This window comes from Pseudomonas sp. B10(2017), from assembly GCF_002113295.1.
Classification (GTDB): domain Bacteria; phylum Pseudomonadota; class Gammaproteobacteria; order Pseudomonadales; family Pseudomonadaceae; genus Aquipseudomonas; species Aquipseudomonas pudica.
On sequence record NZ_NEJU01000008.1, the window covers coordinates 115,085 to 140,740 of the forward strand.

Sequence of the window (25,656 nt, forward strand, 5' to 3'; positions counted from 1 at the left end):
CCCACAGAAATAGCGCCAAGCCTGTGGCCAGCGCTATCCCTGTGGGCGCAGGTTTACCCGCGAAAAGGCCGGCACAGGTAAATCACTGCTGCCGCAGAATGCAGTCCAGCAACCCGGGAAACCGCTCCGCCAGCATCTCGCTACGCAACGAATTCATATGGGTAGTCCCCACATTGCGGGTATGCACCAACCCCGCATCACGCAGCACGCGAAAATGGTGGGACATGCTTGACTTCGGCCGGCCGCCGTCCAGCTCGCCACAGCTGGCTTCGGCCACGCCCGCCAGGTGACGCACGATACCCAGGCGCACCGGGTCGCTCAGGGCGTAGAGCAGGCGTTCCAGGGTAAGGTCTTCAGAATTGGGATGTTGATAGGCTCGCATGGTCGTCATGATAACGGGGCTATCATTAATTGCCATAGTTCGATTATGATCGAACTATCGTAATCAAACAGCTCTGGAGCTTGCCCATGTCCGCCTTGTTCGAACCCTATACCCTCAAGGACGTCACCCTGCGCAACCGCATTGCCATTCCTCCGATGTGCCAGTACATGGCCGAGGACGGCATGATCAACGACTGGCATCACGTGCATCTGGCCGGCCTGGCCCGTGGCGGAGCCGGCCTGCTGGTGGTCGAGGCCACTGCCGTGGCACCGGAAGGGCGCATCACCCCCGGTTGCGCCGGTATCTGGAGCGATGCCCACGCCCAGGCTTTCGTGCCGGTGGTGCAGGCAATCAAGGCCGCCGGTTCCGTGCCGGGTATCCAGATTGCCCACGCCGGGCGCAAGGCCAGCGCCAACCGCCCGTGGGAAGGTGACGACCACATTGCTGCCGACGACGCCCGTGGTTGGGAAACCATCGCCCCGTCCGCCATCGCCTTTGGCGCGCATCTGCCAAAAGTGCCGCGCGAGATGACTCTGGACGACATCGCCCGGGTCAAGCAGGACTTCGTCGATGCCGCCCGCCGTGCGCGCGATGCCGGTTTCGAATGGATCGAGCTGCACTTTGCCCATGGTTACCTGGGCCAGAGCTTCTTCTCCGAACACTCCAACAAGCGTACCGATGCCTACGGTGGCAGCTTCGACAACCGCAGCCGCTTCCTGCTGGAAACTTTGGCAGCGGTGCGTGAGGTATGGCCAGAGAACCTGCCACTGACCGCGCGTTTTGGTGTGCTGGAATACGACGGTCGCGATGAGCAGACCCTGGAAGAGTCGATCGAACTGGCGCGCCGCTTCAAGGCTGGTGGCCTCGACCTGCTGAGCGTGAGTGTCGGCTTCACCATTCCCGATACCAAGATCCCGTGGGGCCCGGCGTTCATGGGGCCGATTGCCGAGCGCGTGCGCCGTGAGGCGAAGCTGCCGGTTACCTCTGCGTGGGGGTTTGGTACGCCGCAACTGGCGGAAGCAGCGCTGCAGGCCAACCAGCTGGACCTGGTATCGGTAGGGCGTGCGCACCTGGCCGACCCGCACTGGGCTTACTTTGCGGCCAAGGAGTTGGGTGTGGAGAAAGCCTCCTGGACCTTGCCTGCACCGTATGCGCACTGGCTCGAGCGTTATCGCTGAGTTCAGAAGGGGGCTGCTGTGCACAGCCCATTCGCGGGTAAACCCGCTCCCACAGGATCTCCACTGCCCTCAAGGCCTGTGCGATCCCTGTGGGAGCGGGTTCACCCGCGAAGAGGCCAGCACAGGCTAAAACCGATCCAACCGGTAAGCCGCCATCTCCGGTCCACCGGCCATCTCAGCCAACCGTCCCACCCATTCCGCCGTCACTGCTGCCTGGGTCAACCCCAGGTGCTGATGCCCGAATGCCAACAGCACTCGCCCATCACACACCCGGTCGATCACCGGCAACGAATCCGGCAACGAAGGCCGCAAGCCCATCCACGGCGTTGCTCCCTCCACACTCAAGTCCCGCTGGAACAACCCCTTGCTCAACCTGTGCAACTGCCACGCCCGTTGCATGCTCGGCGGCGCGTCCAGCCCGGCGAATTCCACCGTGCCGGCCAGGCGCAAGCCCTCGGCCATGGGCGTCATGATGAACTTGCGCTCCAGCGATGTGACTGCAAAGGGCAAACGCTGATGCTCGCCAGGCAACATCAAGTGGTAGCCGCGCTCGGTGTCCAGTGGCACCTGCTTGCCGGTCAGCGCGGCGGTCAACCGCGCAGAATGCGCGCCACAACTGATCAGTACCTGGCGGGCATCGAGCGAGCCCTGGTCGCTGGCCAGGCTGACCCCGCCGCCGTGCAGACGTCCGCCATCGACCTGCGCCTGAACAAAGCGCACGCCACTGGCCTTGGCTGCTTCGAACAGTTCGCACACCACCCGGTACGGGTCGATGAAGTGCCCGGTACGCGGGAAGAACAGCCCACCCAGCAACGACGGGCTCAGTTGCGGCGCCGCTTCGCGCACGGTGTCGGCTGACCAGAAGTCCACCGGCACCGCCTGCTGCAGCATGCGTGTGCGCAAGGCCTCCAGGGCCTGGCGCGACTCCGGGCGCTCGAAAACCAGCAACGAGCCATCTTCCTGGAACAGCTCGCTGCGCCCGATCGAACCCAGCAGCCGCTGCCAGGCACCCAGGCTGCCTTCGTTCAACGTGCGGATGCCGGCGACGCTGCGCTGAAACGGGCCCGGGCGCAGGTTGAGCAGCAAGCGGGTGAACCATGGCATGGCCTTGGGCAGGTACTTCCAGTCCAGGCGCAGCGGGCCCATCGGGTCCAGCAGCATGCGCGGCAGGCGTTTGAGAATCGACAGGTCTGCAATCGGAAATACCTGCTCGGTGGCCAGGTGCCCGGCGTTGCCGTAGGACGCGCCCTGGCCGGGTGCCTGGCGGTCGACCAGGGTTACCCGGCGGCCTTGGCGGGCCAGTTGCAGGGCACAGGCGACGCCGACAATGCCGGCGCCGACCACGGCGATATCGGTTTCAGCGGTTTCGACCATGCTCAGCCTTCCCGTTTACCGTCGAGCAGGCGCCGCAGTTGCAGCGGGTTGCCGTGCTTCAGCGCCTGCGGCAGCAGGGCATCGGGGAAGTCCTGGTAGCACACCGGGCGCAGGAAGCGCAGGATCGCCGCCGTGCCCACCGAGGTGCTGCGGGCATCGGAGGTGGCCGGGAACGGCCCGCCATGGACCATCGCGTCGCATACCTCTACACCGGTCGGCCAGCCATTGACCAGGATGCGGCCAGCCTTGCGTTCAAGGGTCGGCAGCAGCGCTCGGGCGCTGTCGATGTCGGCGTCGTCCAGTTGCAGGGTGGCGGTCAGTTGGCCTTCCAGGTGCTCGGCCACCTGGCAAACTTGCTCATCGTTGGCGCAGGCCACCACCAGCGACGCCGCGCCGAAGACTTCGGCCTGCAACGCCGGGTCGGCGAGGAACGCTTCGGCCTGGGTCACGAACAGTTGCGCCTGGCACTGGTTGGGGCCTTGCCCGGCCTGGCCACTGGCGGCGGCCTGGGCATTGGCGTTTGCGGCGAGGGCGCCGACACCGGCCTGGTAGGCACTGAAGATGCCCGGGGTGAGCATGGTCTGCGCCGCAGCCTGGCGCACGTGTTCGCTGGCGGCGGCGATGAAACGCTGCAACGCCGGCCCCTGGCGGGCAATCACCAGGCCGGGGTTGGTGCAGAACTGGCCGGCACCCTGGGTCAGCGAGGCGACGAAGCCTTGTGCCAGTGCCTCGGCGCGGGTCTGCAGGGCGGTGTCGAACAAAAATACCGGGTTGATCGAGCTCATTTCGGCGTACACCGGGATCGGCTCGGGGCGGGCTTGGGCCGCCTGGCAGAGCGCAATGCCACCACTGCGCGAGCCGGTAAAGCCAACAGCCTTGATGCGCGGGTCGCTGACCAGTGCAATGCCCACTTCACGACCAGAGCCGTACAATAACGAAAACACACCGGCCGGCAGGCCGCACTGCTTCACGGCCTTTGCCACTGCCTGGCCGACCAGCTCGCTGGTGCCCGGGTGAGCGCCGTGGGCCTTGACCACCACCGGGCAACCGGCGGCCAGGGCCGAGGCGGTGTCGCCACCGGCCACCGAGAAGGCCAACGGGAAATTGCTGGCACCGAATACCGCCACCGGCCCCAGGGCCACCTGGCGCTGGCGCAGGTCGGCACGCGGCAGGGGCTGGCGCTCGGGCAGGGCATTGTCGACCCGCACGTCCAGCCATTCGCCGGCCCGTACCACGCGGGCGAAGGTGCGCAGCTGGGTGCAGGTGCGGCCACGTTCGCCCTGGATGCGCGCCTTGGGCAGGCCACTTTCAGCCACGGCGCGGTCGATCAGGGCATCGCCCAGCGCTTCGATCTGCGTGGCGATGGTTTCGAGGAATTGTGCCCGTTGCTCGAGCGAGGTTTCGCGGTAGGCATCGAACGCCGCCCAGGCCAAGGTGCATGCCTGGGCCACATGTTCGCTGGTGCCGCCGAGGTAGGCCGGTTCCAGCGCCTGGCCGGTGGCTGGGTCGATGGCACGGATGGCTTCGCGGCTGCCGGTTATCGGCGTCTGGCCGATCAGCAGGTTGCCTGTGAGGGTCATGGAGCCTCCTTTGGAATCAGTAACAAGGGAGACCGCAGCTCTTGTGGGAGCGGGTTTACCCGCGAAGCAGGCGACTCGGTGCCTGGCACCGGCTTCGCCGGTGTTCGCGGGTGAACCCGCTCCCACAGGGGCTGCGGCTCGAGCGTGAATCAGGCGATCAGGCGATGTTCTGCTCAGCCGACCAGCTGGCGTACCAGGTGCGGAACAGCGCGTACTGCTGCTCGGCATAGTTGCGCTGGGCGTCGGTCAGCACGTCGGTCTCGTTGAAGTGCAGGCTGTATTCGCTGTCACCGTTCAGCACCATCAGGTGCTTGTAGTAGAGCACCAGGTCACAGCCTTCATCGAACGACGACAGCACCGCCAGCGCCGCTTCCAGTTCACGCGCCAGGCGGCGGGCCTTGGCATCACCCTTGGCCGCCTGCTTGCTCAGGCTCACCAGGTGCAGCACCTCACGCGGCAGGGCGTTACCGATGCCGGTAATGGCGCCGGTGGCGTTGCAGTTGACGAAGCCATGCACCACCTGGGTGTCGACGCCGACCATCAGGGTCACGTCGTCATCCTTGGAGGTGATGTGCTCGGCGGCGTAGCGCAGGTCGGCGCCCCCGCCGAACTCCTTGAAGCCGATCAGGTTGGGGAACTCGCTGCGCAGTTCGAAGAACAGGTCGGCGCGGGTGGCGAAGCCGTAGTATGGGCTGTTGTAGATCACCGCCGGCAGCTTCGGCGCGGCTGCCAGGATGGCCGAGAAGTGGTGCTTCTGAGCAATCAGCGAGGCACCGCGGCTTAGTACGCGGGGGATGACCATCAGGCCGGCGGCACCGACCTTGGCCGCGTGGGCGGCGTGGGATACCGCCTCACGGGTGTTCACCGCGCCGGTACCGACGATGGTCGGGATGCCGGCGGCCACCAGGCGCGCCACGCCTTCCTGGCGCTCGGCTTCGGTCAGCAGCGGCCAGTCGCCCATCGAACCGCAGTACACCACGGCACTCATGCCTGCCTCGATCAGCTCGCGGCCCTTGCGCACCAGGGCGTCGAAGTCCGGTTTGCGCTCGGCGGTGCAGGGGGTCATCAGGGCGGGCATGGTGCCGGTGAAGATGTTGTTGGTCATTGTTGTCACTCCTCGCGATATTCGATTTTCTGGAAAAAGCCGGGGTCAGATGCCCCAGGCGAATGGGTCCTGTTCGTCGATCAGCAAGGTGCTGTCGGCGGTCATGTAGGCGCGGCCGGTGATGAAAGGGCGAATGCGGTCGCCGTCGCGCTCGTAGCGGCCCTGGAACTGGCTGCCGGTGATACTGGCCTGTACCCAGGTCTGGCCTTCGTCGAGCTTGCCGTCGGCGGCCAGGCAGGCCAGCTTGGCGCTGGTGCCCGTGCCGCAGGGCGAGCGGTCGTAGGCCTTGCCGGGGCACATCACGAAGTTGCGGCTGTCGGCGTTGGCATCGTCGGCAAACAGTTCGACGTGGTCGATGGGGGCACCGTTTTCACCTGTGATGCCCTGGGCTTCGAGGGCCTTGAGCATCGCCCAGGTGTATTCGGTCAGCGCCTCGCGGTTGGCCAGTTCGATGCGCTGGCCGTGTTCGGAGACGAGGAAAAACCAGTTGCCGCCCCAGGCGATGTCGCCACGCACCAGGCCATGGCCGGGCACCTCCACCTGCACCTGCTGGCGGTAGCGGTAGGACGGCACGTTGCCAACGGTTATGGCGCCATCTTCATGCAGGGTGGCGGTCACCTGGCCGACCGGGGTGTCGATCTTGTGCTCGCCCGGTGCGATCAGGCCAAGATGCTGCAGCGAGGCGACCAGGCCGATGGTGCCGTGGCCGCACATGTTCAGGTAGCCAGCGTTGTTGAAGAAGATCACCCCGCAGGTGGCGTCGGCCGATACCGGTGGGCAGTACAGCGCACCGACCAGTACATCGTTGCCACGTGGTTCCAGCAGGCAGGCGCGGCGCCACTGGTCGTGCAGCTCGCGCAGCTCGTCGCGCTGCTCGGCCATGCTGCGGCCACGCAGTTGCGGGAAGCCTTTCATCACCAGGCGGGTGGGTTCCCCGCCGGTGTGCGAGTCGATGACGTGAACGTGTTTCATGGGCATATCCATTCGAGAGTGGGTCAGGAGGCGACGGCGGCAGGGCGCTGGCCTGGGTAGCTTTCGGAGGAGGCTTCGCTTTCATCCTCACCTTCCAGGCGCACCAGGTGGGCAGGCACGCCGGTGGCAGCACCCCAGTAGTAGATGCCCAGCGCACAAGCGGCCACGACCACGGTGTCGAACGGGTGGCCCAGCACCCCCAGGCCGCCGAAGCTGCCCAGCCACGACAGCAGGATGGTCACCGCGTAGAAGCCGATCAGCCATGCCGACGAGCGCACTTGCTGGGCCAGCGACAGGTGCTGGGTCGGCACGAAGCGGCCGCACAGCAGGTACAGCACGAACATCACGATCTGCAGGGCCAGCAGCCACGAAACGGTCTTCCAGCCAGACCAGTACACGATCAGCGCGGCGATGATGAACGAAAGCGGGCCGAGCACGCCCATGCCCTTGACCCGGAACGGGCGCGGCATGTCGGGGGCGTTGCGGCGCAGTGCGGCGACGGTCACCGGGGCCACGGCGTAGCTCAGTACCAAAGCGGCGGAAACCACGTTGATCAGCGCTTCCCAGGACGGGAACGGCAGGGTCCAGAACACCGACAGGCCAAAGGTCAGCCACAGCGCCGGGCGCGGGATGCCGGACTCGGCGTCGATGCGGGTGAAGTACTTGAAGAAGGTGCCGGTCTGCGCCCAGCCATAGACCACGCGCGGGGTGGCGTTCATGTAGATGTTGCCGCAGCCGCTGGGCGAGATCACCGCGTCGGCCACCACCAGGTAGGCCAGCCAGCCCACACCCAGGGCCAGGGCGATATCACGATAGGGCAGGGCCAGTTCCTTGGTCACGGCGGCCCAGCCGTTGCTCAGCATTTCGGTCGGCACACTGCCGAGGAAGGCCAGTTGCAGCAGGGCGTAGATCGCGGTGGACAGCAGTACCGAGAGGATCAGCGCGATGGGGATGGTGCGCTGCGGGTTCTTCACTTCGCTGGCCACCGAAATGATCGGCGTCAGGCCCAGGTAGGCGAAGATGATGCCACCGGCCGATACCGCCATTTCAACGCCGGACAGACCGAAAGGGGCAAAGCCCTGGACCTCGAAGTTTTCCGGCTTGAAGAAAGTGAACAGCACGCCGATCACCAGCAGCGGCACGATGAACTTGAACACGCTGACCAGGTTGTTGGCCTTGGCGAAGGTTTTCACGCTGCGGTAGTTGAGGAAGAAGAACAGCCCCAGCAGGGCGAACTGCACCAGCCAGCCGAGTACGGTCGGGTCGCTGGAGCCGGCCTTGGTCAGCCCGGGGAACCAGGCAGCGGCGTATTGGCGCGAAGCGACCACTTCGATGGCGATCAGGCTGGAAAAGGCGATCAGGGTAATGAAGCCCATCAAGTAGCCCAGCAGCGGGCCGTGGGAGTACACCGGGTAGCGCACCACGCCCCCGGCACGCGGCAGGGCGGCGCCCAGTTCGCAATAGACGATGCCCAGCAACAGCACGGCGAAGCCGCCAAGGAACCAGGACAGGATGCCGGCCGGGCCGGCGATGGCCGAGACATGGCTGGCGGCGAACAGCCAGCCGGAGCCGAAGATGGCGCCTAGGCCGATGAAGGTGAGGTCCAGCAATGACAACTGTTTTTTGAATTTGCCTGACATGGGTTCGCCTTTTTGTTGGTTATTGGATAGGCAGGTCTGATGTCACGAGATGCGGCTTTTTGGGCCGCGCTCTTGTAGGACTTGGGGCGGCTTGCGTGGGGCATAGAGTGGACCGATCGGGGCGCCGGTTCTTGATGGTTTTCTGCAGGGTCGATGACGAAATCGGCACAGTTTCAAAAAAGCAGTGACTAGGTGCCGGGGTGTGGAATAGGCTGTAAGCCATACCGAGCAAGGGCTATAGAGGTATGTGGGTATCGTTGGCCTCTTCGCGGGCGCGCCCGCTCCCACAGGTACAGCACAGGATTCGAAATTTGTGGGGGACCTGTGGGAGCGGGCGTGCCCGCGAAAGGGCCGGCACAGCAAACCGAGATAGAGCAGATGACCGACACCCCCCTGGCAACCCTGTCCCAGTCCCTTGACCAGCACCGCCCCGCCAACCTAGAGGCCCTGCTGGCCGGTGTGTCCCTGCTGCTGCCGATCCTCGACGCCATCCCCAACGCCGCGATCTTCATCAAGGACCCGGCCGCCCGCTATGTGCTGGCCAACAACACCCTGGTCCAGCGTTGTGGCCTCAAGCGCCTGCAGCCGCTGCTGGGCAAGACCAGCGCCGAAGTGTTCCCGGCACAGCTGGGCCCCGGCTACACCGAGCAGGACCGTCGTGTTCTCAAGGAGGGCCTGGTGCTGGAAGACCAGCTGGAGCTGCACCTGTATGGCAGCCGCGAGCCTGGCTGGTGCCTGACCCACAAGCGCCCGCTGTACAACCAGGCCGGCGAGATCATCGGCCTGGTCGGCATCTCGGTCGATTTGCAGTCAGCGGCCGATACCCACCCTGCCTACCAGCGCCTGGCGGCGGTGGACGAGCATATCCGCCAACATTTCCACCAGCCGATCAGCATGGGCGAGCTGACCCGTATCGCCGGCATTTCCGTGGCCCAGCTGGAGCGCTACTGCAAGCGGGTGTTCCACCTCACACCACGGCAGATGATCCACAAGGCGCGCCTGGAGCACGCCCACCGCTTGCTGCACTCGGAAATGCCGATCACTGATGTGGCGATGCGCTGCGGCTATACCGACCACAGCGCCTTCAGCCGCCAGTTCAAGCAACTGACCGGCTTCACGCCGCGCCAGTACCGCCAGGCCACCAGCGATCAGTCGGCCTGAAACAGCGCCCGCGCCTCATCGAAGCACTGCTCGGCAATTGCCGAACGCGGTTCGCTGCGGCGCAGCAGCAGGCCGACCGGGCTGTGGATGGCGGCGTCGGCCACCGGCAGGATGCGCAGGTGTTCGCTCAGGTCTTCCAGGCCGCAGCCCAGCGGCATGACTGCGCAGCACATACCGGTGTTGATGGCCTGGATCAGCTGGAAGCTCGAGTCGCTTTCCAGTACCGCATTCGGCTCCAGGCCACGGCTGCGGAAACTCAGGTCCAGCGATTGGCGGTAGTGCATGCCCTTGCTCAGCAGGCCCAGCGGAATGTCGCCCAGCTCGTCCCAGCGCAGGGTGTCGCTGGCGAACTGGAAGTGCCGGGTATCGTGCAGCAGGCCCATGGTGGTGGTGCCCAGTTCGATCACTTCGAAGAAGCTGGTGTTGACCTGGTCCAGGTAGCAGATGCCCAGGTCGAGCTGGTTGCGGCTGAGCCCGTCGATGACCTGTTCCGAGCTGAGCGAGCTGATCTGGAAGTGCAGTTCGGGGTATTTTTCACGCAACGGCAGCAGCAGGTGCATGGGGTTGAAACTGGCCAGCGGCACCGTGCCCAGGCGCAGGCTGCCTACCACTTGGCCACGGCAGCTGGCGGCCTCGGCCTGCAGGCCGTCGTGGGCGGCGAGCAGCGTACGGGCCCAGGCCAGGATGCGCTCGCCGGCCTCGGTGAAGCCTTCGAAGCGTTGGCCGCGCTTGACCAGCACCAGGTCCAGCTCGTCCTCCAGGTTGCGCAGGCGCATGGACAGCGTCGGCTGGGTGATATGGCACAGCGCCGCCGCCTGGCCGAAGTGGCGGGTCTGGTCGAGTGCGATGAGGAATTTGAGCTGCTTGATGTCCATGGAAGTGCCTGGTAGCGGGTTATGCAGACCTTACCCCACGTCTGCGATAGATGTCATTGATCAGTCGGTACGCCATATCGATTGGACGCCCCCGGGCCATGCCTCTAGCGTGGCGGCAATGCCACTCGAGGAGCCCCACCGTGCGCGTCCAATCCGACGCGGTCTTCGTACCGCTCAACATCGCCGTGCTGACTGTCAGCGACACCCGTACCTACGACAACGACACCTCCGGTGAGCTGCTGGCCAGTCGCTCGGTGGAGATCGGCCACCGCCTGGTGGCGCGGGCGTTGCTCAAGGACGACCTGTACAAGATCCGCGCCCAGGTCGCCACCTGGATTGCCGACGAGCAGGTGCATGTGGTGCTGATCACCGGCGGTACCGGTTTTACCGGGCGTGACAGCACGCCGGAAGCGGTCGAGTGCCTGCTGGACAAGCGCATCGATGGCTTTGGCGAACTGTTCCGGGCCCTGTCGATTCTCGATATCGGCACCTCGACCGTGCAGAGCCGGGCGCTGGCCGGGTTGTCCAACCGCACGTTGGTGTGCTGCCTGCCGGGCTCCACCGGGGCCTGCCGTACGGCGTGGGAGGGTATCCTGGCGGAGCAACTGGATGCGCGGCACCGGCCATGCAACTTCGTCAAGCACCTGAAACCGATCGAGGCCTGTGCAAGCCGGGGCTGAGTTTTCTCCTGTACCGGCCCTTTCGCGGGTAAACCCGCTCCCACAGGCCCCCCACAGGTTTCGAACCCTGCGCGATACCTGTGGGAGCGGGTTTACCCGGGAAAGGGCCGGTACAGGCCACTGCATTCAGTCAGCTCAATACATGGTCCACCGGCAACAACGCCGGCGGTAGCTGTTGTTCCCCCAACCCCGCCAGCACATCACGCTCCACGGTCCGCACCATGGCATCGGTCGGCAGGTCGTTCTCATCGCGCCCGAACGGGTCTTCCAGTTCGTTGCCAATCGCATCCAGCCCGAAGAACGTGTACCCCACGATGGTGGTGAACAGCGGCGCCAGCCAGCCCAGCGGCTCGGCTAGGGCAAACGGCAGCAGCAGGCAGAAGATGTAGATGGTGCGGTGCAGCAACAGCGTGTAGGGGAACGGCAACGGCGTGCCCTTGATCCGCTCGCAGGTGGCCTGCACTTCGGTCAGGCCCACCAGCCGCTGCTCAAGCAGGCTGTAGCGCCAGTCACTGATCTGCTGCTGTTCGGCCAACCTCGAGCAGTGCCCGCCCATTTCGCGCAGGATGGCGTCGCACACGTTGTGCGCGCTGATCGCATCGGGCCGTGCCAGCCAGGACCGGGCGGCGGCCAGTTCGTCCTCGTTGCGCAGCCGTGCATTCAGTGCATGGGCAAAGCCGCACAGGCTGCGCAACAGTTCGGCACGAAGGGTTTCGTCGGTAATCACCAGGCTTTCGCGCACGAACGAGCGGGTTTCGATGATCAGCTTGCCCCAGGCCTTGCGCCCCTCCCACCAGCGGTCATAGCAGGCGTTGTTGCGAAAGCTCATGAAAATAGACAGCGACAGGCCCAGCAAGGTGAACGGGGTGGCGCTGACCGGGTAGAAGAACGCCGGGAAATGCCGCTCGACCAACACGATCAGCGCGGCCAGCAGGGTGATTGTCAGGCAGCGCAGGGCAATGCGTTTGACGATCGAACCCTTGAGGGTGAACAGCACACGCAGCACATCGGGGGTGGGGTGGACGATCATGTCAATCCAGAGACGGCTGGCTAGCCGCCGGTCATGTTCATGAAACGCAGGATCTGCACATCGCCACCGACTTCGAAATGATGGCGGTAGGGCTTGAGGTGCAGCGAGTCACGAATGGCCATTTCCAGGCGTTCGGGGTTGCCGGGGTGGGCGCGCAGCACCTGCTTCAGGTCCACCGAGTGTTCATTGCCCAGGCACAGCAGCAGGCGGCCTTCGACAGTGAGGCGCACGCGGTTGCAGGTGGCGCAGAAGTTGTGGCTGTGTGGCGAAATGAAGCCGACCCGAGTGTTGGCGGCTTCGGCCAGGCGCCAGTAGCGGGCCGGGCCCTGGGACGACTCGGTCGATTCGACCAGAGTGTACTGCTCGGCCAGCAGCGCACGTACTTCATCGCTGGAGCAGAACGACTCGCCGCGCTCATGTTCGCTGATCACGCCCAAGGGCATTTCTTCGATGAAGGTGATGTCCAGCTCGCGGTCGATTGCAAAGCGCACCAGGTCGACCAGTTCATGATCGTTGCGGCCCTTGAGGACCACGCAGTTGAGCTTGGTGCGCTTGAAGCCGGCCTGGCGGGCGGCGTCGATGCCGGCGATCACCTGGTGCAGGTCGCCGGTGCGGGTCAGTTGCCTGAAGCGCTCGGCGTCCAGGCTGTCGAGGCTGATGTTCAGGCGCGTGACACCGGCGTCGAACAGCGGCTGGGCCAGGCGCCCGAGTTGCGAGCCGTTGCTGGTCAGGCACAACTCGCGCAGGCCGGGCAGGGCAGCGATGCGCCCGCACAGGTCGACGATGCCCTGGCGCACCAGCGGCTCGCCGCCGGTCAGGCGGATCTTGCGGGTGCCAAGGGCGACGAAGCGCTCGGCCACCTGGAACAGCTCCTCGAGGCTGAGAATTTGCTGGCGCGGCAGGAACTGCATGTCTTCGGCCATGCAGTACACACAACGGAAGTCGCAGCGGTCGGTGACCGACATCCGCAGGTAGTCGATTTTCCGGTTGAAGCCGTCGATCAGGGCCCGGCTGTTCTGTTCCACGTTCGCGCTCGAATGGGTTGGGACTCGATTCAAGCTATAACCTGGGCGCCGGGGCGTCAAATTGCTTTGTCCGACCGTTTGATCGATGGCCTCTATCATGGCTGCAGGCCACGTATTTCAATGTGTTGATCGCGGCGCCCAATTCGCGGGTAAACCCGCTCCCACAGGTAAAGCGCAGGGCTCGAAACCTGTGGGAGCGGGTTCACCCGCGAAGGCCGTGACGCGGTTCCGACCCTTGATCGAAACCGCCTATCACCCCGTAAGATCTTTCGATTGGACGGCTCTACCTCACGCTCCATAGGCTGAAAAAAAGCATCGAAGCGTGAGGATTCATCGCATGAGCCAGGACCAACACATCAGGGACTACAAGGGCGCCGCCGCCGGCTGGGGGGCGCTCAAGAGCGTGACCAAGAGCTGGCTGGGCAGCGACAATGCGTTCAAGAACCTGCGGGCCATGCTCAAGACCAACCAGAACGGTGGCTTCGACTGCCCCGGCTGTGCCTGGGGCGAGTCGCCGGAAAACGACATGGTCAAGTTCTGCGAGAACGGCGCCAAGGCGGTCAACTGGGAAGCCACCGGCCGCTCGGTAGACCCGGCGTTCTTCGCCAAGTACAGCGTCAGTGCGTTGGCCCAGCAGACCGACTACTGGCTGGAGTACCAGGGCCGCCTGACCCACCCCATGCGCTATGACGCGGCCACCGACCACTATGTAGAAACCAGCTGGGAAGAAGCCTTTGCACTGGTTGCCCAACACTTGCGCGCACTCGAATCGCCCGACCAGGCCGAGTTCTACACCTCGGGCCGGGCCAGCAACGAGGCGGCGTTCCTCTATCAGCTGTTCGTCCGTGCCTACGGCACCAACAATTTCCCCGACTGCTCGAACATGTGCCATGAAGCCAGCGGCGTGGGCATGTCGGAAACCCTGGGCGTGGGCAAGGGCACCGTGGTGTTCCACGACCTGGAGCTGGCCGATGCCATTTTCGTCATCGGCCAGAACCCTGGCACCAACCACCCGCGCATGCTCGAACCGCTGCGTGAAGCGGTGAAGCGTGGTGCCCAGGTGGTCTGCTTCAACCCGCTCAAGGAGCGCGGCCTGGAGCGCTTCCAGCACCCGCAGCACCCGTTCGAGATGCTCAGCAATGGCTCCGAACCAACCAACACGGCCTACTTCCGCCCGGCCCTGGGCGGCGACATGGCAGTGATGCGCGGCATTGCCAAGTACCTGCTGCAGTGGGAACGCGAAGCCCAGGCCAATGGCGAACCGGCGGTGTTCGACCATGCCTTCATCGCCGAGCACACCAGTGGCATCGACGCATACCTGGAAGCCGTGGATGCCACGCCCTGGGCGCACATCGTCGAACAATCGGGCCTGACCCAGGCCGAGATCGAACTGGCCGCGCGCATGTACCGCAAGGCCGAACGGGTGATCATGTGCTGGGCCATGGGCGTCACCCAGCACCGCCACTCGGTGCCGACCGTTCAGGAAATCGTCAACCTGCAGCTGCTGCGCGGCAACGTTGGCAAGCCCGGTGCCGGCCTGTCACCGGTGCGTGGCCACAGCAACGTGCAGGGCGACCGCACCATGGGCATCGACGAGAAGCCCGGGGCGGCGCTGCTCGATGCCATCGAAAAGCGCTTCCAGTTCCGCGTGCCGCGTGCACACGGCCACAACGCGGTGCTGGCGATCAAGGCCATGGAGGAGGGGCGTGCCAAGGTGTTCATCGGCCTGGGTGGCAACTTTGCCCAGGCTACGCCGGATACGCCGCGCACTCATGCGGCCATGCGCAATTGCGCATTGACCGTGCAGATTTCCACCAAGCTCAACCGCTCGCACCTGGTCACCGGCCGCGATGCGTTGATCCTGCCGTGCCTGGGCCGTACCGAAATCGACATGCAGGCCAGCGGGCCGCAAGGCGTGACAGTGGAGGACACCTTCAGCATGGTGCACATCTCCCACGGCCAACTGCGCCCGCGCTCGCCACACCTGCGCTCGGAGCCGTGGATCATCGCCGGCATGGCCCAGGCGACCCTGGGCAAGCAGCCGATCGACTGGGAATACGCAGTTGCCGACTACGGCCGTATCCGCAGCATGATTGCCGATGTGATCCCCGGCTTTGCCGATTTCAACGAGCGCCTGCAGCACCCGGGCGGCTTCCACCTGGGTAACAATGCCGCCGACCGTACCTGGCGCACGGCCACAGGCAAGGCGCGCTTCAGCCCGAGCCAGCTGCCGGAGCAACTGGTGAATGCCAAGGTGCTGGCGCGCGGTGACAAGCCTGACCTGATCCTGCAGACACTGCGTTCGCACGACCAGTACAACACCACCCTGTATGGCCTGGACGACCGTTATCGTGGGGTGTTCGGCCTGCGTGAAGTGGTGTTCGTCAACGAGGTCGACATCCGCCGGATGGGCTTCGAGCCAGGCGAGCACGTGGACCTGGTGTCGCTGTGGGAGGATGGCATGGAGCGGCGGGTGTCGGGCTTCCGCCTGGTGGCGTATGACGTGCCCGAGGGGCAGGCGGCGGCCTATTACCCGGAAACCAACCCGCTGGTGCCGCTGGAAAGTTATGGCGAGGGGACCTATACGCCGACTTCGAAGTTCGTGGCGATCAAGGTCGAGAAAGCCAAGGCGGGGAGCCGGATTGCGGCGGTGCTGGCCGCGGATTGACAGATAGATAGCCTGCAAGGGCCCTGTCCCCGGCAAGCCAGCTCCCACAGGGACCGCACAGATTTCAGAACCTGTGACGTGCCTGTGGGAGCTGGCTTGCCGGCGATAGGGCCGGTACTGCCATACAGGAATCAGGAACGATGCACCGGGTACGCCGTGGTGTACTTCATCTGCTCCATGGCAAAACTGGAAGTAATGTTCGACAGCCCATCAGTACTGGTAATCAGCTTCTTGTAGAACCGGTCATACGCCGCAATATCCCCCACCACCACCCGCAGCATGTAATCCCAGTCCCCCGACATGCGGTAGAACTCCATCACTTCCTCGAACCCGGTCACGGTCGCGGCAAACTGCTCCAGCCAGGCGCTGTCGTGGCGCTGGGTCTTGAGCTGGACGAACACCGTCAGCCCCAGCCCCAGCCGTTGCGGGTCCAGCAGGGCAACGCGGCCGACAATGTAGCCGTCCTCCTCCAGGCGTCTGACCCGCTTCCAGCACGGCGTGGTGGACAGGTTGACGGCCTCTGCCAGGTCCTTGAGCGAGATCGAGGCGTCGCGCTGAAGCAGGGTGAGAATGTGCTGGTCGAAGCTGTCCATATTGCGTGTGGGCCGTGGAGGAAAATTTTTCACAGATTACCCCAAGGCCAGAAGATTTGGGTTGTGCGATAGTGGCAACTTTCATTCTGCCAATGGGCCTGACCATGTCCGACAAGCCGCGCAATTTCGCCACCCGCACCATTCACGCCGGTGAACAGTTCAGTGTCGCCGATAACGCTATCTTCCCGGCGATCGTCACCGCCAGCTCGTTCACCAAGCGCAGCCTGGACGACAAGCCGGAATACTCCTACAGCCGCGTCGGCAACCCCACCCGGCATGCCTACGAAACCTGTGTCGCCGCCCTGGAAGAAGGGGTTGGCGCAGTGGCCTGCGCCTCGGGTGTGAACGCCACCGCCACCGTGCTGGAGCTGCTGCCCAAGGATGCGCATGTGGTGGTGATGAACGGTGTGTATGGCGGTACCTTCCGCATCCTCGAAGACTACCGCAGCCGTACCTCGGGCCTGACCACCACCTACGTCGACCTCAACGATCTCGAGGCAGTGGCCGCCGCCATCAAGCCGGAAACCCAGCTGATCTGGATCGAATCGCCGACCAACCCGCTGCTGCACCTGGTCGATATCAAGGCGGTGTGCGACCTGGCCAAGGCGCGGGGCATCCTCACCTGTATCGACAACACCTTCTGCTCGCCGTGGAACCAGCGCCCGATCACCTTGGGCGTGGACCTGGTGATGCACTCGGCCAGCAAGTACATCGGCGGCCACTCCGACCTCACCGGTGGCGTGGTGGTAGCCGCCAATGATGCCCTTTTGGCGCGCCTGCGCCGCATCAGCATGGCAATCGGCGCGGTGCAGGGGCCGTTCGACTGCTACCTGGCCCTGCGCGGTCTGAAGACCCTGGATGTGCGCATGGAGCGCCAGTGTGCCAATGCCCTGCAGGTAGCGCGCTTCCTCGAAAGCCACGCGCAGATCGAGCAGGTGTATTACCCGGGGCTGGAAAGCCATCCACAGCACGAACTGTGCAAACGGCAGATGCGCACGGGTGGGGCGGTGGTGGCGATGAAGGTCAAGGGCGACCGGGCCGCGCTCAACCGGCTGGTGGAAGCGCTGCAGATCTTCGTGCTGGCCGATTCGCTGGGCGGGGTGGAAAGCATGATCAACCATTCCTGGAGCATGTCGCACTGCTCGCTGAGCCCGGAGCAGAAGGGCGTGATGGGCATCAGCGAAAACCTGCTGCGGTTGTCGGTGGGGATCGAGGATTACCGTGACCTGGTCGACGATCTGGATGGGGCGTTGAAGGCTGCGGCTGTTGTGTGAGGGCTGCTGGCCTCTTCGCGGGTAAACCCGCTCCCGCAGGAACTCGGCTGCTTTCAGGTCTGGCACTGTACCTGTGGGAGCGAGGTCATCCGCGAAGAGGCCGGTGGATTCAATGAATTCCTGTCAGGATTTGGGCGGATGAATGATCCGTTCGATCTTGTCCTTGATCAGCAACCGTTCCTTGCGCAGACGGTTGACGGCCTCGTCGTTGGTGCCGTTGGCTTCGGCGGCCACCACCTCTTTGTCTTTTGCGTTGTATTCCTTGTGCAGTGAGTGCAGCGTCTGGTCCTTGTCCATGAGCGCCTGGAATGCATCAGCGGTAACGTGCAGGTCAGCGAGCAGATCATGCGGAACTGGCATTTCTTCACCTCTGTCGGGGGTTGGCGGATGGTTCTGACCTTTGAGGATAGTCGTCTTTGCGCAGGTAGGGGACTGGGGTAGGCTGTCGCATCTCCCCCGTGACCCGGAACTGCGCCATGCCTCACCTGAACCTGGAATACAGCGACAACCTGCGCGAGCTGAACGTCGATACCCTGCTGCTGCGCCTGAACCATGCCCTGGTCGGCAGTGGCCAGTTCGCCGACGAGGCCGACATCAAGAGCCGCGCCGAAGCCTTCAAGCACTATCGCGTGGGCACCGCGCCCGGCGAGCGTGCCTTTGCCCATGTGCGCCTGGCCATCCTCAGCGGACGCTCGCCCGAGGTGAAGAAGCAACTGTCCGCCAGCCTGCTGGATGTATTGCGTGAGGCCATCCCCAAGCAGCCTGGGCTGGACATCCAGCTGTGCGTGGAAGTGCTGGACATCGACCGCGAGCCGTACGCCAAGGAACGCCTGCCACGCTGAACAAGCGCTGAATGAACTTCTTTTAATGTAGAAAAGGCGCCTGCTCACGAATTTGTTGGCGTCTTTTTCACAAAATATTGATGGCACGCTTTCTAGAGTTCAGCCAAGTTTCCCCGGTGCCGCGCAGGCCCTCGGGCTGATAATCACTCTTGATTGCGGACGCTGATGCTCAACTTCAAATCCCTGCGGACTGAATGGGTCACGCTGCTGGCCAGCCTTTACCTGCTGATCGGCTTCAATGTCTTCCTCTGGCAGCATCTTGAACAGGTCGTACCGCCCGGTTTGCCGGGGCTATGGCTGAGCCTGGCGTTTGCCGTATTGATGCTGTTCGCATTTAACCTGATCCTCACGTTGTTCGCCTTCCGTTACGTATTGAAGCCAATACTCATCGTGTTGTTCATGAGTGGCGCGGGCGTGGCTTACTTCATGAACCAGTACGGTGTACTTATTGATGCGGGCATGTTCCGTAATATCGCGGAAACCAACGCGGCAGAAGTGCGTGACTTGCTTTCGTTGAAGTTTGCCTTGTATATCCTGGGCCTCGGTGTAGTGCCTTCGGTGCTGTTGTGGAAGGCACCGATCGCCTATCGCGCCTGGCACCGTGAACTGCTCGGCAAGCTGGTGGTTGGCGGTGCCTGCGTGGTGGCCCTGGGCTCGGTGGCACTGGTCAACTACCAGGGCCTGTCGTCGCTGTTTCGCAACCACCACGAACTGCGCCTGATGCTCACCCCCAGCAATATCGTGGGGGCCTCCATCGGTTATGTCAGCGAGCGCGTCGGTACCGCATCACACCCCTTCCAGCATTATGGCGAAGATGCCAAGCGAGATGCCGCCTGGCAAAAGCATGAACGCAAGTCGCTGACCGTGCTCGTGGTGGGTGAAAGTGCGCGGGCAGACCACTTCGGCGTGCTTGGCTACAACCGCGACACCACACCGAACCTTGCAAGGGAACAGGGCCTGCTGGCGTTCTCCGATGTGCACTCCTGCGGCACGGAAACCGCCGTCTCGGTGCCGTGCATGTTCTCTGGCATGAAGCGCAAGGACTACGATGCCCGGGTGGCGAAGAACCGCGAAGGGTTGCTGGACATCCTCCAGCGTGTCGGCCTGGCGGTGCAGTGGCGTGACAACCAGTCAGGCTGCAAGGGCACCTGCGACCGTGTGCAGTTCATTGATGTCAGCAACCTCAAGGACCCGCAGTTGTGCGCTGATGGTGAATGCCATGACCAGATCCTGCTGCAGGGCCTGGGTGAGCTGATCGACAACCTCGACAAGGACACCGTGCTGGTGCTGCACCAGATGGGCAGCCACGGGCCTGAGTACTTCAAGCGCTACCCCGGCGCCGACCAGCGTTTTGCCCCGGTGTGCCAGAGCAACGCGCTGGACCAGTGCAGCGAGCAGGAAATCGTCAACGGCTACGACAACACCCTGGCCTATACCGACAAGGTGCTGGCGTCGCTGATCGACACCCTGCGCAGCAAGCAGGACAAGGTCGACACGGCGATGATCTACCTGTCCGACCACGGCGAGTCGCTGGGTGAATACAACCTGTTCTTGCACGGAACGCCCTACGCCATTGCCCCCGAGCAGCAGAAGCACGTGCCGCTGCTGACCTGGTTCTCCGACAGCTACAAGGAAGACTTCGGCGTCGACACCGACTGCCTGGCCAAGCTCAGCGATGCACCGCTGTCGCAAGACAACCTGTTCCACTCGATGCTCGGCCTGTTGCAGGTGCACACCGAGGTCTACCAGCAGTCGCTGGACATGTTCGCCAGCTGCCGGCCGTGGCTGGCAGCCAAGCGCTGAGTCTGACTGCACGCGGGCACTGCAGGGGCAGCCTTGTGCTGCGAAGGGGCCGGTACAGCCAATACAGCACCATGATCAGTGCACCGGCCCTTTCGCAGCACAAGGCTGCCCCTACAAAAAGGCGCCGGTGCAGCACCGTTTATCTATTCCAGGGATGGCGCAGGTTTCACCAGCAGTGCCCGCGCCGTATATACTGCGCGCCAATGTTAGTGGGAGAGCCTCGTGGCCATCGAAATACACTGGATCCGTGACGACCAGAGCCTGGCCGAACACTGCCGCGACTGGCACCAGCTGCCCTTCGTCGCCGTCGACACCGAATTCATGCGGGTCGACACCTTCTACCCGAAAGCCGGGCTGATCCAGATCGGCGATGGCCAGCGTGCCTTCCTGATCGACCCGTTGCTGATCGGCAACTGGCAACCGCTGGCCGAACTGCTGGATGACAGCGGCGTGGTCAAGGTGCTGCACGCCTGCAGCGAAGACCTCGAAGTGCTGCTGCGCCTGACCGGCAAGCTGCCACAGCCGCTGTTCGATACCCAGCTGGCCGCCGGCTACCTGAACCTGGGCTTCTCCATGGGTTATTCGCGCCTGGTGCAGGAAGTGCTGGGTATCGACTTGCCCAAGGGCGAAACCCGTTCCGACTGGCTGCAGCGCCCGCTCTCGGAAACACAGGTCAGCTATGCCGCCGAGGATGCCGTGCACCTGGCCGAGTTGTTCACCGTGTTGCGCCCGCGCCTGAGTGACGACAAGTACGCCTGGGTGCTGGAAGACGGCGCCGAACTGGTGGCCGCATTGCGCCGCGAAGTCGAGCCCGAAAGCCTGTACCGCGACGTCAAGCTGGCCTGGAAGCTGGCCCCCCAGCAACTGGCAGTGCTGCGTGAGCTGTGCGCCTGGCGCGAGCGTGAAGCGCGCAACCGCGACGTGCCGCGCAACCGCATTCTCAAGGAGCACTCGCTGTGGCCCATGGCCAAGAGCCAGCCGAGCAACCTGTCGGCGCTGGCCAAGATCGACGAGATGCATCCGCGCACCATTCGTCAGGACGGTGAGTTCCTCATCGAGCTGATCAAGCGTGCCGCCAGCCTGCCAGCCGAGCAATGGCCACAGGCCTTGCCCGAGCCTTTGCCGATCGAGGCTGCCGGCATCCTCAAGCAGCTGCGTGCCATCGGCCAGGCCGAAGGTGAGCGCCTGGGCATTGCCCCCGAGCTGATGCTGCGCAAGAAAGCCCTGGAAGCGCTGCTCAAGAGCGGCTACCCCAATGGCCCCTATCAATTGCCCGATTCGCTGCGCGGCTGGCGCCGTGAGCGCATGGGCCAGGCCCTGCTGGACAGCTTGGCAGGCGCCGGAGAGACCCGATGAAACGCATTTGCTCTATCTACAAGAGCCCCCGCAAGAACGAAATGTACCTGTACGTGCTCAAGGCCGACGGCCTTGGGCGCGTGCCTGAAGGCCTGCTGCCATTCTTCGGCACCCCCATGCACGCCTTCGACCTGGTGCTTACCCCCGAGCGCAAGCTGGCCCGCGAGGACATCGCCAAGGTGCTGGAAAACCTCGACAACCAGGGTTACCACCTGCAGATGCCGCCGCCGGAAGACGACTACATCGAGCACCTGCCCGAAGAATTGCTGCGCCGTAACGACCCTGCCTGATCATGCGAGTACTGATTGCTGAGCATGATCATGCTCGATACGCCGAGATTTTGCGCGCAGCCGCGCCAGAGCTGGAAATCCTGACCAGCGGCGACTCCGCCGAACTGGCCCGCCAGGCGCCTCAGTGCCCGGTGTGGCTGGGCCAGCCGGACCTGCTGGCAAGCCTGCTGCGCCAGGGCCACAAACCGGGCTGGATGCAGTCCACCTGGGCCGGTATCACCCCGCTGCTGGCCGAAGGCCTGCCGCGCGACTATCGCCTGACCCGTGCCGTGGGCATCTTTGGCCAGGTGATGGCCGAGTACATGCTCACCTACATGCTCGGCCATGAGCGCGAGGTGCTGTCGCGCCTGGTCAGCCAGGTCGAGCGGCGTTGGGATGACCGCCCGGGGCGTACCCTGGAAGGGCGCAAGGTGCTGATCGTCGGCACTGGCGACATTGGCCAGCGGGTGGCCGAGTTCCTGCAGGCGTTTGGCGTGGTGCTGTATGGCGTTGCCAGCAGCGCCCGCGAGCAGGCGCCGTTCGTCGAGGTTGCGGCGCTGGCCGACCTGCCGCGCATGGTTGGGCAGGTCGACTACGTGCTCAACCTGTTGCCGGATACCCCGGCCACCCACGACCTGTATGACGCGGCACTGTTCAAGTGCTTCCAGCCCACGGCGCTGTTCATCAATGCCGGGCGTGGGGCGGCGGTGGTCGACGCTGACCTGGTCCAGGCGCTGAAGGAAGGGCACCTGGCGGGGGCCGTGATCGATGTCTGCCGGCAGGAGCCGTTGCCCAGGCAACACCCGTTCTGGACAGCCTGGGGCTTGCTGCTGACCGGGCACAGCTCGGCGCCCACCTCGCCGGCGGCGATGGTGCGGCTGTTTGTCGAGAACGTGCGGGCGTACGCGGCGGGGCAGGGGTTGCGAGGTGAAGTGGACTTCGCCCGGGGCTATTGATATTTAGTGCCTGTACCGGCCTCTTCGCAGCACGAGGCTAACCATGCGCTCATGCCCGTCCATTCACTACCCTGATGAACCCTGCCTACCGCCCAGGCCTTGATTAGACTGGTTGCACAAACCATCAGAACAAGGCCAGCCACCATGCAAAACCGCATCATGATCACCGGGGCCGGGTCCGGCCTCGGTCGCGAGATCGCCCTGCGCTGGGCGCGTGAGGGCTGGCGCCTGGCGCTGGCCGATGTCAACGAAACCGGCCTGCGCGAAACCCTGGAGCTGGCCCGCGCAGCCGGCGGCGAAGGCTTTGTCCAGCGTTGCGATGTGCGCGACTACAGCCAGCTCACCGCCCTGGCCCAGGCTTGCACCGAACAGTTCGGTGGTATCGACGTGATCGTCAACAATGCCGGCGTCGCTTCGGGCGGGTTCTTCGCCGAACTGTCGCTGGAGGACTGGGACTGGCAGATCGCGGTCAACCTGATGGGCGTGGTCAAGGGCTGCAAGGCCTTCCTGCCGCTGCTGGAGCGCAGCAAGGGGCGGATCATCAACATCGCCTCGATGGCCGCGCTGATGCAGGGCCCGGGCATGAGCAACTACAACGTGGCCAAGGCCGGCGTGCTGGCCCTGTCGGAAAGCCTGCTGGTCGAGCTACGGCAACTGGAGGTGGCGGTGCATGTGGTGTGCCCGTCGTTCTTCCAGACCAACCTGCTGGACTCGTTCCGCGGACCGAACCCTGCGATGAAAGCCCAGGTTGGCAAGCTGCTGGAAGGCTCGCCAATCAACGCGGCGGACATCGCCGAGCACATCCACCGGCAGGTAGCCGCCGGCGAGTTCCTGATACTGCCCCATGAGGCCGGGCGCCAGGCCTGGCAACTGAAGCGCCAGGCCCCTGAGCGGCTTTACGACGAGATGGCTGAGATGGCGGTGAAAATGCGGGCCAAGGCTCAGTCGCGATGATTCGTCTGTAAGGAAAGTTACCAGGAAATGTAGGGCGCTTCTGAATCACGGCAGAACTATTGAGTAGCCCTATGCCGTCAAGGCAGGCTCCGGTTTTCCCTTTCGCTGGAGGATCGGAGCATGCTGGTAATAGGGCGCGAAGTGGGAGAGATCATCATGATTGGTGATGACATTCGGATCATGGTCGTGGAAACGCGGGACGGGGTGGTGCGCTTTGGCGTGGATGCACCGCGGCAGGTGTCGGTGCATCGGGCCGAGGTGTACAAGCGCATCAAGGAAGGGCAGAAAGACAAAACCCATGCAATCTGATGTTGCCTGTGCCGGCCTTTTCGCGGGCACGCCCGCGAAAAGGCCATACCTGCTAGTCGAGCAGCTCCCTGGGCACATCATGCTTGGCCAGCAACTGGCACTGCTGGCTTTCCAGGTCGAACAGGATGAACGCCTGGCCCTTGGCCAATGCCTGACGCACCCGCAGCACGCGGGTTTCCAGCGGGGTGTCGTCACCGTTGTCGGTACCGTCACGGGTGACGAAGTCCTCGATCAGGCGGGTCAGGGTTTCGGCTTGCAGTTGGTCGTAGGGGATCAGCATGGTGGGCGTTGCCTAGGGTGTTGGTGGGGGCATGCTACGCGAAAGATTCGGGATTTTGGGGCTGCAACGCAGCCCCCAGGGCCTCAAGCCTTGTTTCCGACAAGGCTATCCACCGCCGGCACCCGCGTATCGCTCTCCATTTGCGCATCATGTTCCAGCTGATGGCTGAAGCGCTCCAATGACGCATTGGCCGGCTGCGAATCACTGGCAAACACCGGCGGGCTCAGCAGGTACGCCGACAACAAGCGGCTCAACGCCGCCAGGCTGTCGATGTGCGTTCGCTCGTAGCCATGCGTGGCATCGCAACCAAAGGCCACCAGCGCGGTACGAATATCGTGCCCCGCCGTCACTGCCGAATGGGCATCGCTGAAGTAGTAGCGGAACAGATCGCGCCGCACCGGCAGGTCGTGGTCACCGGCCAGTTTCAGCAGGTGCCGGGACAAGTGGTAGTCGTAAGGCCCCGACGAGTCCTGCATGGCCACGCTCACCGCATGCTCGCTGGAGGCCTGCCCGGGCGCCACGGGGGCGATGTCGATGCCGACGAACTCGCTGACATCCCAGGGCAGGGCGCCAGCTGCTCCCGAACCGGTCTCTTCGGTGATGGTGAACAGCGGGTGGCAGTCGATCAACGGTTGGCGGCCGCTTTCCACCACGGCTTTCAGCGCCGCCAGCAGCGCTGCCACGCCGGCCTTGTCGTCCAGGTGGCGGGCGCTGATGTGGCCGCTTTCGGTGAATTCGGGCAGCGGGTCGAAGGCAACGAAATCACCGATGCTTACACCCAGCGCTTCGCAGTCGGCGCGGGTGGCGCAGTAGGCGTCCAGGCGCACCTCAACGTGCTCCCAGCTGATCGGCATCTGGTCGATGGCGGTGTTGAAGGCATGCCCGCTGGCCATCAGCGGCAGCACGCTGCCCCGGTACACGCCGGTGTCGGTGAACACGCTGACCCGGCTGCCTTCGGCGAAGCGACTGGACCAGCAACCGACCGGCGCCAGGGCCAGGCGGCCGTTTTCCTGCAACTGGCGCACGCTGGCGCCGATGGTGTCCAGGTGAGCGGACACGGCGCGGTCGGGCGAGGTCTGGCGGCCCTTGAGGGTGGCGCGGATGGTGCCGCGGCGGGTCAGTTCGAAGGGGATGCCCAGTTCGTCCAGGCGTTCGGCCACGTAGCGGACGATGGTGTCGGTGAATCCGGTGGGGCTGGGGATGGCGAGCATCTCCAGCAGCACGCGCTTGAGGTAGTCGAGATCGGGTTCGGGATGTCGGTCGGACATGGTTGGGGACTCCTTTACTCCTGTGCCTGCCTCTTCGCGGGTAAACCCGCTCCCACAGGAAACCCACAGAGTTCAGCGCCTG

25 protein-coding genes are annotated in these 25,656 nt (G+C 64.3%); 12 read left to right on the top strand and 13 right to left on the bottom strand.

Features of this window, described 5'->3' with window-relative positions; all coding sequences use genetic code 11:
• Positions 1-82 precede the first annotated feature (82 nt).
• Complete coding sequence (locus CAF92_RS12445; RefSeq protein WP_046616489.1) at positions 83-418, bottom strand: helix-turn-helix transcriptional regulator; 336 nt, start codon at positions 416-418, stop codon at positions 83-85.
• A 50-nt stretch (positions 419-468) separates the two neighbouring features.
• Between CAF92_RS12445 and xenA the strand changes: the two genes are divergently transcribed.
• The gene (gene xenA, locus CAF92_RS12450; protein ID WP_085601002.1) at positions 469-1,560 is read left to right on the top strand and encodes a xenobiotic reductase XenA; all 1,092 of its coding nucleotides are present in this window, start codon (positions 469-471) and stop codon (positions 1,558-1,560) included.
• A 126-nt stretch (positions 1,561-1,686) separates the two neighbouring features.
• On the opposite strand, the gene CAF92_RS12455 is transcribed toward xenA, so the two are convergent.
• The 5 genes from CAF92_RS12455 to CAF92_RS12475 form a co-directional block, all read right to left on the bottom strand.
• Positions 1,687-2,934 (bottom strand): FAD-binding oxidoreductase, encoded by a 1,248-nt coding sequence (locus tag CAF92_RS12455; RefSeq protein WP_085601003.1) that lies wholly within the window; start codon positions 2,932-2,934, stop codon positions 1,687-1,689.
• A gap of 2 nt (positions 2,935-2,936) precedes the next feature.
• Complete coding sequence (locus tag CAF92_RS12460) at positions 2,937-4,514, bottom strand: aldehyde dehydrogenase (NADP(+)) (protein ID WP_085601004.1); 1,578 nt, start codon at positions 4,512-4,514, stop codon at positions 2,937-2,939.
• 157 nt (positions 4,515-4,671) lie between these two features.
• Entirely contained in the window at positions 4,672-5,619 is a 948-nt protein-coding gene (locus CAF92_RS12465) for a dihydrodipicolinate synthase family protein (protein ID WP_085601005.1), read from the bottom strand.
• A gap of 45 nt (positions 5,620-5,664) precedes the next feature.
• Entirely contained in the window at positions 5,665-6,591 is a 927-nt protein-coding gene (locus CAF92_RS12470) for a 4-hydroxyproline epimerase (RefSeq protein ID WP_085601006.1), read from the bottom strand.
• A gap of 23 nt (positions 6,592-6,614) precedes the next feature.
• Positions 6,615-8,231 (bottom strand): APC family permease, encoded by a 1,617-nt coding sequence (locus CAF92_RS12475; protein ID WP_013973778.1) that lies wholly within the window; start codon positions 8,229-8,231, stop codon positions 6,615-6,617.
• Between the two features lie 378 nt (positions 8,232-8,609).
• Here CAF92_RS12475 and CAF92_RS12485 point away from each other — a divergent pair, with 378 nt between their 5' ends.
• Positions 8,610-9,392 carry an AraC family transcriptional regulator gene (locus CAF92_RS12485; protein ID WP_085601007.1) on the top strand — a complete coding sequence of 261 codons (783 nt, stop codon included), beginning with the start codon at positions 8,610-8,612 and terminating at the stop codon, positions 9,390-9,392.
• Here the strand turns inward: CAF92_RS12485 and CAF92_RS12490 are convergent.
• Positions 9,380-10,267: a LysR family transcriptional regulator gene (locus CAF92_RS12490; RefSeq protein ID WP_085601008.1), complete on the bottom strand. Its 888-nt coding sequence runs from the start codon at positions 10,265-10,267 to the stop codon at positions 9,380-9,382. The two genes, CAF92_RS12485 and CAF92_RS12490, sit on opposite strands and share 13 nt — an antisense overlap.
• A 140-nt stretch (positions 10,268-10,407) precedes the next feature.
• On the opposite strand from CAF92_RS12490, the gene moaB reads away from it, so the two are divergent.
• On the top strand, positions 10,408-10,947 hold the full coding sequence (gene moaB, locus CAF92_RS12495) for a molybdenum cofactor biosynthesis protein B (RefSeq protein WP_085601009.1): 540 nt from the start codon (positions 10,408-10,410) through the stop codon (positions 10,945-10,947).
• 130 nt (positions 10,948-11,077) lie between these two features.
• Here the strand turns inward: moaB and CAF92_RS12500 are convergent, their stop codons facing one another.
• Positions 11,078-11,977, bottom strand: coding sequence for a bestrophin family protein (locus CAF92_RS12500; RefSeq protein ID WP_085601010.1), 900 nt, complete (start codon positions 11,975-11,977; stop codon positions 11,078-11,080).
• Positions 11,978-11,997: 20 nt separating this feature from the next.
• Positions 11,998-13,002: a GTP 3',8-cyclase MoaA gene (gene moaA, locus CAF92_RS12505; RefSeq protein WP_085601011.1), complete on the bottom strand. Its 1,005-nt coding sequence runs from the start codon at positions 13,000-13,002 to the stop codon at positions 11,998-12,000.
• A gap of 337 nt (positions 13,003-13,339) precedes the next feature.
• Between moaA and CAF92_RS12510 the strand changes: the two genes are divergently transcribed.
• The gene (locus tag CAF92_RS12510) at positions 13,340-15,670 is read left to right on the top strand and encodes an FdhF/YdeP family oxidoreductase (RefSeq protein ID WP_085601012.1); all 2,331 of its coding nucleotides are present in this window, start codon (positions 13,340-13,342) and stop codon (positions 15,668-15,670) included.
• 131 nt (positions 15,671-15,801) lie between these two features.
• Here the strand turns inward: CAF92_RS12510 and CAF92_RS12515 are convergent, their stop codons facing one another.
• Positions 15,802-16,263: an Lrp/AsnC family transcriptional regulator gene (locus CAF92_RS12515; protein WP_046616476.1), complete on the bottom strand. Its 462-nt coding sequence runs from the start codon at positions 16,261-16,263 to the stop codon at positions 15,802-15,804.
• 92 nt (positions 16,264-16,355) lie between these two features.
• Between CAF92_RS12515 and CAF92_RS12520 the strand changes: the two genes are divergently transcribed.
• On the top strand, positions 16,356-17,537 hold the full coding sequence (locus CAF92_RS12520) for a PLP-dependent aspartate aminotransferase family protein (protein WP_046616475.1): 1,182 nt from the start codon (positions 16,356-16,358) through the stop codon (positions 17,535-17,537).
• A 123-nt stretch (positions 17,538-17,660) separates the two neighbouring features.
• Here CAF92_RS12520 and CAF92_RS12525 read toward each other — a convergent pair whose 3' ends face one another.
• On the bottom strand, positions 17,661-17,897 hold the full coding sequence (locus CAF92_RS12525) for a YdcH family protein (RefSeq protein WP_046616474.1): 237 nt from the start codon (positions 17,895-17,897) through the stop codon (positions 17,661-17,663).
• 116 nt (positions 17,898-18,013) lie between these two features.
• On the opposite strand from CAF92_RS12525, the gene CAF92_RS12530 reads away from it, so the two are divergent.
• The 7 genes from CAF92_RS12530 to csrA all read left to right on the top strand — a co-directional run bounded on the left by CAF92_RS12530 (position 18,014) and on the right by csrA (position 24,026).
• Positions 18,014-18,379 (top strand): 5-carboxymethyl-2-hydroxymuconate Delta-isomerase, encoded by a 366-nt coding sequence (locus CAF92_RS12530; RefSeq protein WP_046616473.1) that lies wholly within the window; start codon positions 18,014-18,016, stop codon positions 18,377-18,379.
• 165 nt (positions 18,380-18,544) lie between these two features.
• Positions 18,545-20,182 carry a phosphoethanolamine transferase gene (locus tag CAF92_RS12535; RefSeq protein WP_085601013.1) on the top strand — a complete coding sequence of 546 codons (1,638 nt, stop codon included), beginning with the start codon at positions 18,545-18,547 and terminating at the stop codon, positions 20,180-20,182.
• A 222-nt stretch (positions 20,183-20,404) separates the two neighbouring features.
• Positions 20,405-21,538, top strand: coding sequence for a ribonuclease D (gene rnd / locus CAF92_RS12540; protein ID WP_085601014.1), 1,134 nt, complete (start codon positions 20,405-20,407; stop codon positions 21,536-21,538).
• Positions 21,535-21,828: a YcgL domain-containing protein gene (locus tag CAF92_RS12545; protein WP_046616470.1), complete on the top strand. Its 294-nt coding sequence runs from the start codon at positions 21,535-21,537 to the stop codon at positions 21,826-21,828. Before rnd ends, CAF92_RS12545 begins: the two co-directional genes overlap by 4 nt.
• 2 nt (positions 21,829-21,830) lie before the next feature.
• Positions 21,831-22,763 carry a D-2-hydroxyacid dehydrogenase gene (locus tag CAF92_RS12550; RefSeq protein WP_085601015.1) on the top strand — a complete coding sequence of 311 codons (933 nt, stop codon included), beginning with the start codon at positions 21,831-21,833 and terminating at the stop codon, positions 22,761-22,763.
• 144 nt (positions 22,764-22,907) lie between these two features.
• Positions 22,908-23,717, top strand: coding sequence for an SDR family oxidoreductase (locus CAF92_RS12555; protein ID WP_085601016.1), 810 nt, complete (start codon positions 22,908-22,910; stop codon positions 23,715-23,717).
• A gap of 120 nt (positions 23,718-23,837) precedes the next feature.
• Entirely contained in the window at positions 23,838-24,026 is a 189-nt protein-coding gene (gene csrA / locus CAF92_RS12560) for a carbon storage regulator CsrA (RefSeq protein ID WP_046615560.1), read from the top strand.
• 52 nt (positions 24,027-24,078) lie between these two features.
• Here the strand turns inward: csrA and CAF92_RS12565 are convergent, their stop codons facing one another.
• Both CAF92_RS12565 and CAF92_RS12570 read right to left on the bottom strand, forming a co-directional pair.
• Complete coding sequence (locus CAF92_RS12565; RefSeq protein WP_003252629.1) at positions 24,079-24,306, bottom strand: YheU family protein; 228 nt, start codon at positions 24,304-24,306, stop codon at positions 24,079-24,081.
• Positions 24,307-24,389: 83 nt separating this feature from the next.
• Entirely contained in the window at positions 24,390-25,574 is a 1,185-nt protein-coding gene (locus CAF92_RS12570; RefSeq protein WP_085601017.1) for an osmoprotectant NAGGN system M42 family peptidase, read from the bottom strand.
• Positions 25,575-25,656 lie beyond the last annotated feature (82 nt).